Source organism: Leptospira borgpetersenii serovar Javanica (assembly GCF_003046425.1).
GTDB lineage: Bacteria > Spirochaetota > Leptospiria > Leptospirales > Leptospiraceae > Leptospira > Leptospira borgpetersenii.
On record NZ_QAJG01000032.1, the window covers coordinates 22,966 to 30,000 of the forward strand.

Consider the following 7,035-nt stretch of genomic DNA (forward strand, 5'->3'; position numbering starts at 1 on the left):
TTGACTTTGTAAAACGTAAGGCCGGACTTTTTTGGAAATGGACGTATACGATCATAATTGAAGAAAGGGCAAAAGAGGAAACTGAAAGCGTAATTGTAATCGTTTGTGTTCATTTGGGTCAAGGCTGAAAGTTTTGAGTGGGATCCGTAAACTCTGAAAATTTCAACGGATCATTCCCTAAAAAACGGAGAAATCCCGACTGTCTTGGAAGTCGAAATTCAGTGCTTTTGAACGCAAAAAAGTTTGCGGTAAGAACTCACTCTTATCGCGGGAAGGGGATTTGAATATAAAATTACGTTTTGATCTGGATTATAGAGCGATATAAATACGTATTTAATAATTAAAGAATATAATAAAAATATAATAATATAAACATTCGTGAAGGACGAACTTCGAAAGAGGAAATAGGAATCTTATGTCGATAGGTTTACCGGATCAAACGGGTGGACTTTTGGAACTCAAGAGCGCAACGGATTCTAGGTGAGGAGTTTGAGGATACGGATCCGTGATGAGAATTTTTTGTATCTGAAAGAAGTCCTTCAATTTCCAGAGATCTTCTTTTTGGGAGGTTGGATTGCAGGAAACGTAAAAAAAGGAGGAAATTTTTGAATTCTTCAGTGCTTCCGTAACGAATTCACCGAGCCCAGCACGTGGAGGATCGGCGATTAAAATATTCTTTTCCCGAGATTGAAGCAGTATGTTCAGTTGAGAAAAGGACTTTTTCGAAAAAAGATCTTCTCTCAGATAAGAGAATTCGATTTCCGGAAAATCGAAAGACATTTGTTTGTGGGCGATTTCTAAAGAGCTTTCGATGGAGTCGATTCCCGTAATTTTCCTGAATTTATGGGCGAAAATTCTACTGAAAAAACCGGAACCGCAAAATAGATCGATGAGATGGTCGGATGGTTTGGGAATTTCTTTTTCGATGAAATCCAAAATCGGTTGAAACCCTTCCGGATTGGGTTGAAAAAAAGAGTCGAAGGGAACTCGAAATTCTTTTCCGGAAACGAATTCCAGATAAGATTCTCTTCCTTTCAGAACTTTTACTTCTCCGACCGCTGAAATTTCCCCTTTTTTTCGATTGAAACAAAATAGGATATGGTCCGCTTTCAGATATTTTAAACAGGCTTTCGCGAGTTTTTCCTCTTGATCCGAGTTTTTAAATTCTTCTATAAAAGTTAGAATGGTCATCAATTCGGACGAGTTTGTCGCTTTTCGAAGAGTCAGATACTTTAGAAATCCTGAATCCGATTTTCGGTTATAGGGAAGATCCGGAAATTCGGAGATTAGACTTCGAAATCTTTTCAATTCCGCATTTGACTCTTCGCTTTGAATAAAACAGAACTCCAAATCCACGACATGCCTAAAGGAACCAGATTTCCTTTGTCCGATAACCGGCCCCGGAAATACGGCAAAGTCCATTCGATTTCTATAATGAAGTTTTTTTAGGGCCGGATGTAAGATAGGTTCTATTCCGAAATCCTTTTTATAACTTTCCAAAAGAGCTGAGGTTTTGTAATGGAATTGCTCTTCATAGGGAATGTGTTGCGCGGAACAACCTCCGCATCTCGTAAATGCGGGACAAGGAGGCAATACGGTTCTTTGGGTCTGAAAAATTAATTCCGGTTTGGCGAAAGGCTTACGGCGTTTCTTTTTAAAAAAAGTGACGTGATAAATGTCCCCGGGTAGGGAATAAGGGATCTCAATCGGAGTGTTATTTACAATACTAACTCCACGAAGTTTGGAATTCACAAATTCAATCGTACCTTTATGAGTGAAATTTATGTCTTTATCGGGCATTATAACCAGTCTATCAACTTGGCGTGTGTGGTAAACTTTAGTTCGTCTTAAAAGTGGATTCTTTAATAAAAAACTTTCCGGTAAAACCTGGTCTTACTATAAACTATCTCAAAAATATCTTAGAATAATTGAAATTGGAATTTTAAGCAAAGATGAAATATTTTTAAGATAGCTTCGTCTATTGAGAAAATTGAATATAAGATTTATGATTGCTAAGACTCTATGGGGGAAAACCCTGACCAAAATCAAGGAGAATCATTCGATGAGAAAAATTCTATTTTTAAGCTTCGTTGTTGGTTTTATTGCCAATTGTTATAGTATCGACAAAACTAAAGTTGGCGGCAAGGACGTAATTACTGCAACTCAAATAAACCCGGTAATTTTTACCGCTTGGGGAGCACCCGTAACGGCTTGTTTGAACGATCTGAACAAAGAAGGTGTAACACAGGTTGTTGACGCTAGAGGAGCTGCAACCGGCGGTATGTTTTCTACTTCCAGAATTTCCGGAACGGAAGCTTGTCAGGCAACTGGCGTTAAATAGTTTTATTCAGCCGCTCGTTCATTGGGCGGCTGTTTTTCTTTTTTAAAGGCATCTTTGAGCAGATCTCTTTCTGGCATTCTAATCGTTTATCTATTTGTTATTCCTCTTTTTTCAGAAAACAGAACTTCAAGGGAACTTTTTATAGAGGATAAAATCGGAAGTATCCAAAAAGAAGGGATTTATAAAGAAAGAAGCTGGCTGACCTTATTGCATTATGAGGAAGTCTCTGAAAACAAATATCGAAGTTATGCAGACAGTGATTCCTTTTTTTTCTCTCCGTCTGGTAAAACGAATCCATCTTTAGAATTGGAAACGAGTCTTAGGGTCTTCTCAAAAGACGAAGCTCTAACCGATCTGTCGGTGGAATGTTTATTTCCGGCCCGTTTTTATTGGATACGGGAACGATTTTCCATAGATCCGAATGTATTTCCGATACCGTCTTGTCCTAAATTTGAAGAGTTTCATAATCAGATGAAAGCACATTCGCTTTCCGTCGTTTTTGCCGCCTTTCATCCCGAACATCCGGCTTCCTTATTCGGACATACGATGTTTAAGTTTAATTCTAGTACGAAAGAAGTGGAAGAGTTGGAAGACGTAGTTGTCACTTACGCCGCGATAATTCCGAGAATCATAGATCCTTTTTCCTATGTTTTCAACGGTTTAAGCGGAAACTTTCCGGGATCTTTTGAGATTCAAAAATATAAATATAAAATATACGAATATAACGAATACGAAAATCGAAGTCTCTGGGAATATAAGTTGAATATTGATGAAAAAGGCATTGAAAGAATCATTCGTCATTTATGGGAAATGCAGAAAAATCATTTTGATTATTATTTTTTTGATGAAAATTGCTCTTTTAGAATTCTCACTTTGCTTGATGTAGGGGATCCGGAACTTCGATTATCCGATCGAAAAAAATTTTTAGTGCAACCTGCCGATACGATCAAGTTAATGGCGGCTCGAAAGAACTTATTTCTGGAAGTAAAGTTCAGACCTTCCATCGTAGAAAGATATAGACAAAAATACGGTTTTCTCACTGAGTCGGAGAGAGAACTTTTAAGAAAAGTTATCAAGGACGATGAGGATGTGAGTCAGCAGTTATCCGAAAATCGCAGAGCGATTCTTTATGACGCTGCGATCGATTATCTTCTGATTAAAAAATCTATGGAAAAAGGAACCCTAGATGAAAAGGATAAGGAAAGGTATTATAGATATAATTCACTGAGGGGGGATATGGGAAATTTATTAAAACTGAATGATTATTATTATCCTCCGACGGCGTCTAATCCGCTTCTTGGGCATGATCCTTCTCAAATTACGGTATCCGCGGGAAATTCTTCCAACGGAGCATTCGGAGAATTCACTTTTAGGCCGGTCCTAAGGGACTTTACGGATTCGTATCCGGGTTATTCTCCCTACAATCAATTATTTTTTTTGAATACGAATATACGCGTTTATGAGAATATGAAATCGCCTAAACTTCAAGAGATACATTTTATTCAGATGACTTCTCTGCATCCGATCGGTCAATTTTTGAATAAGGCATCTTGGCGTTTCGACGTAGGCGTTAAATCTCTTTTGACGGAAAAAGTTTTTAAGGAAGATCCGGGTATTTTATTCGGCTTTTCCAGCTTCGGATTTGGAGTCGCTTCGGAACCGTTCTATTATTTCTCGCGTTATAGTTTGATTTTTTATTCATTTTTGGACGTGAGAGGGGATATATCCGATTCTTTTCGGAGAGGGTATCGCTTGGGATCGATCGCAACTATCGGGATGTTATGTAGAATTACCGAACGATTTTCGTTTCATTTAATAGGAGACTATCGTTCTTATTCTTTCGGAGATAAGCAGTATTTTCCCGAGTTTTCCGTACAAGGAAATTATTTGCTAACGGAACGTATCGCTTTAGAGTTTCAGTATAGAAAAAACTATTTTACTTCTTTGGAAGAAACCAAGTTCGGTGCCAAACTTTATTTTTAACTTAGAGCCGGTCTCAAAACCTTAGGAATGTAGGGGTATTACAATTTTAAACGACGAGAGAAAACCGCCAATGCGACGGTTTCTGTGGAAACTCTCACGTTTTTTAAAAACTTGCTGGATCGTCTAGAGATATTTTTCTTCAGGTTTTGAGACCGGCTCTTACATCCCGCCTAAGAGTTTGTTCTGAAACTTTATTTAGAACTTGTCCCAAAACCGTCTTCTGTAAGAGCGGCTTGCCGCGACACTGTCATCACCTCTGAATGTGGGAATTCCAGCAGATCTGTGATTTATGGATTTTCTAACGGATTTTATCGCTGGAACACTTTCGTAGGAATTCCTACATCTGAGGTTTGGGGACAAGTTCTTAACGTGAATTCGATATAAGAAGCTCGACCCGCTCTTTGCTTGCAAAGGCCGGACTTAAGTAGATAAATTGCATGAAAGAAACGTAATGCAATATTTCGTCTTTGGTTATAATATTAGTGATCTGACATGAAGGAGTACCATCAACTTTAACGTAAATCCACGTTTTAAAGGCAGAATTCTATATACTCTATTATATAGTCCTAAGTAATGGCATATAAACCGTTGGGAATTAATTTTTCAATAATTCTAATGTTTATAAAACTACTTTCGTAAAAATTCAAAATGATATCCATTTTATCGATTCTTTCGAAGAATAAACTTTCAGAAAGTTTATCGTCTTTTTTGAATACGTCTTTTGTTCCTACAAATATTCTTACTGAAACTTCTCGATCAATTTTATATGTTTAAGACTTTATAAACGACTCACCGCTTTCTTACATTCGAAAGCGGTGAGATGGATTTTACCATAACCTTACCCACAAATACTTGGATCTGAAGATAAATCTGTCGGAATTACTACAAATCCTCTGTGAAACTTACGCCCCACCCTGATTTTGGGTGGAGGGGAGAGGCGGTGGGAAGACTCGGGAGGTTTTCTTTACCACAAAATCATACTTCTTGCAAGTAAAAAGCCTCATTCTTGTCGGAACACTTGAAAAATATCAGTTTTTGATCCTTATGATCCCAAAAGCCTTCTTAACTTGTGGGTAACGTTATGGGATTTTACGGGTTACAAGGCGCAGCCGCGAGGCTCATGCCAGAAGTTAAAATGGAAGAATTGGAAGGATTCAATATATCCACATCTCCGCCTGTCATTGCTACAGTGGGCGGAATGTGGTCCCAATGATTGTTCTTAGCATACAAAGTGACCGTATTCGAAACTGATGCGTATAGATCATGAAACGTATTGCAGGAAATGGTATTGTTTCCTACACTTCCAGTGCTTCCTCCTCCCAAATCCACGTTGATACCGAAGTCGGTATGAGTCATGAGAAGAATTCCCGACTTGTTCCGAGAAATCAAATTATTTTCTACTTTGATCACTGCGTTTGAGAAAGAATTATAGATCCCGAAATAATTTGAGACGATAGTATTACCGGAAATGATATTTCCAGTTCCGCCCTGATTGGAAGTTCGGATAAAAACCCCCGCACCTCCGATACTTTCGGTCAATGTGTTGTTTCGAATTGTGATTCCGGAAATAATGCCGGAAATTGATCCAGGAACTTGCACAGCCGAAGTGTTCGGTCCAGAGTAAGGTTTAGGATTGGTAATCGTAAATCCGGCAACTGTGCTGTCGTTTTCTAAAATCAAAGTAGTATACTCAAATCCAGTGAAAACCACTCCCATTCCCAAAATCAAAGTAGGCCCTTCATTACGAATGATCCCAGTGCCGGTATAACCGGAATTTCCTCCTTTTACTTTACTTTCTATGCCTTTTCCGGATTCATTTCCGATTAAATTTATACCTGCAGGTATCTTTATGGGAAACATTTCTCCCAGCGCTTCGTTGTAGGTTCCAGGTGCTACATAGATCGTATTTCCAGGTTGCGAAACTGCATACGTAATGGTTTTGTAAGGAGCGAGTGATGTTCCAGGGTTGGAATTATTTCCAGAAAGAGCATCCACGTAATGAACGCTAGGCGCCGGTACTGAATTTACTAAGGATCTCTGAGGATTTGCTGCAATATCTAACAACGATTTGTCGGAGATTCCCAAAAGAAGGAGCGAAGAATTTTCGTTTCCATCGTTTGTTCCCGCACATCCCGCAAATAACAGAAAAGCTGCCAGGCACATTGAAAAAATTTGTTTCATTTTATTTTCCTTAAGATCCCTATTCTTTATAAAATATGAATCTTTGCCCTCAATGCAACAGGCGGATGTTTTCATTTTGAACGGAAAATAAAATTTATAAAAAATTATCGTAACCCCTTATAAATCGAAGACGTAAAAATAGGAATTTCGCAGGAATGAGAGCCTGATGTTCTCAGGTAACGTTAGAATCATTCTCAATACGATAGAAATACGACACAACCTCAATGAAATCTAAAATTAAAGATCGCATTATAATCCAAAAGGGTTAATTAGAAGTCGAATTAAAATGTCTTTAAGTAGATTGTGAATGGAGTTGTTGAAAACTTCTATCGTTCATTTGGATGAAATAGAAATCGATCCAAGATGAATTTCGATGTCTATCGTGGAAAAATTTCTAAAAGCTCTTGATGTTTTCTAAAATAGAGTTGTTAAAAAATTACTAATTAATACATTTAACAATAAATAGGCGAAAATCCCAAAGTCCCGCGGCTAAAACGAAATGTTTAAAATCTTTTCTAAAACTTTTAATA

The 7,035-nt window shown here is 37.9% G+C and carries 4 protein-coding genes; 2 read left to right on the top strand and 2 right to left on the bottom strand.

From position 1 onward, the window contains the following. Positions 1-435: 435 nt before the first annotated feature. Positions 436-1,800, bottom strand: coding sequence for a class I SAM-dependent RNA methyltransferase (locus tag CLV95_RS16860; RefSeq protein WP_002732864.1), 1,365 nt, complete (start codon positions 1,798-1,800; stop codon positions 436-438). 262 nt (positions 1,801-2,062) lie between these two features. Here CLV95_RS16860 and CLV95_RS16865 point away from each other — a divergent pair, with 262 nt between their 5' ends. Both CLV95_RS16865 and CLV95_RS16870 read left to right on the top strand, forming a co-directional pair. Then, positions 2,063-2,341 carry a hypothetical protein gene (locus CLV95_RS16865; RefSeq protein ID WP_002728777.1) on the top strand — a complete coding sequence of 93 codons (279 nt, stop codon included), beginning with the start codon at positions 2,063-2,065 and terminating at the stop codon, positions 2,339-2,341. 54 nt (positions 2,342-2,395) lie between these two features. Next, positions 2,396-4,324: an Lnb N-terminal periplasmic domain-containing protein gene (locus CLV95_RS16870; RefSeq protein WP_032850709.1), complete on the top strand. Its 1,929-nt coding sequence runs from the start codon at positions 2,396-2,398 to the stop codon at positions 4,322-4,324. Between the two features lie 1,089 nt (positions 4,325-5,413). Here the strand turns inward: CLV95_RS16870 and CLV95_RS16875 are convergent. Then, complete coding sequence (locus tag CLV95_RS16875; protein WP_002733891.1) at positions 5,414-6,505, bottom strand: LIC10774 family surface protein; 1,092 nt, start codon at positions 6,503-6,505, stop codon at positions 5,414-5,416. Positions 6,506-7,035: the final 530 nt, after the last annotated feature.

Bases quoted from the DNA above. Each gene is read 5' to 3' on its own strand.
- CLV95_RS16860 (WP_002732864.1), bottom strand. From the start codon at position 1,800: ATGCCCGATAAAGACATAAATTTCACTCATAAAGGTACGATTGAATTT.
- CLV95_RS16865 (WP_002728777.1), top strand. From the start codon at position 2,063: ATGAGAAAAATTCTATTTTTAAGCTTCGTTGTTGGTTTTATTGCCAAT.
- CLV95_RS16875 (WP_002733891.1), bottom strand. From the start codon at position 6,505: ATGAAACAAATTTTTTCAATGTGCCTGGCAGCTTTTCTGTTATTTGCG.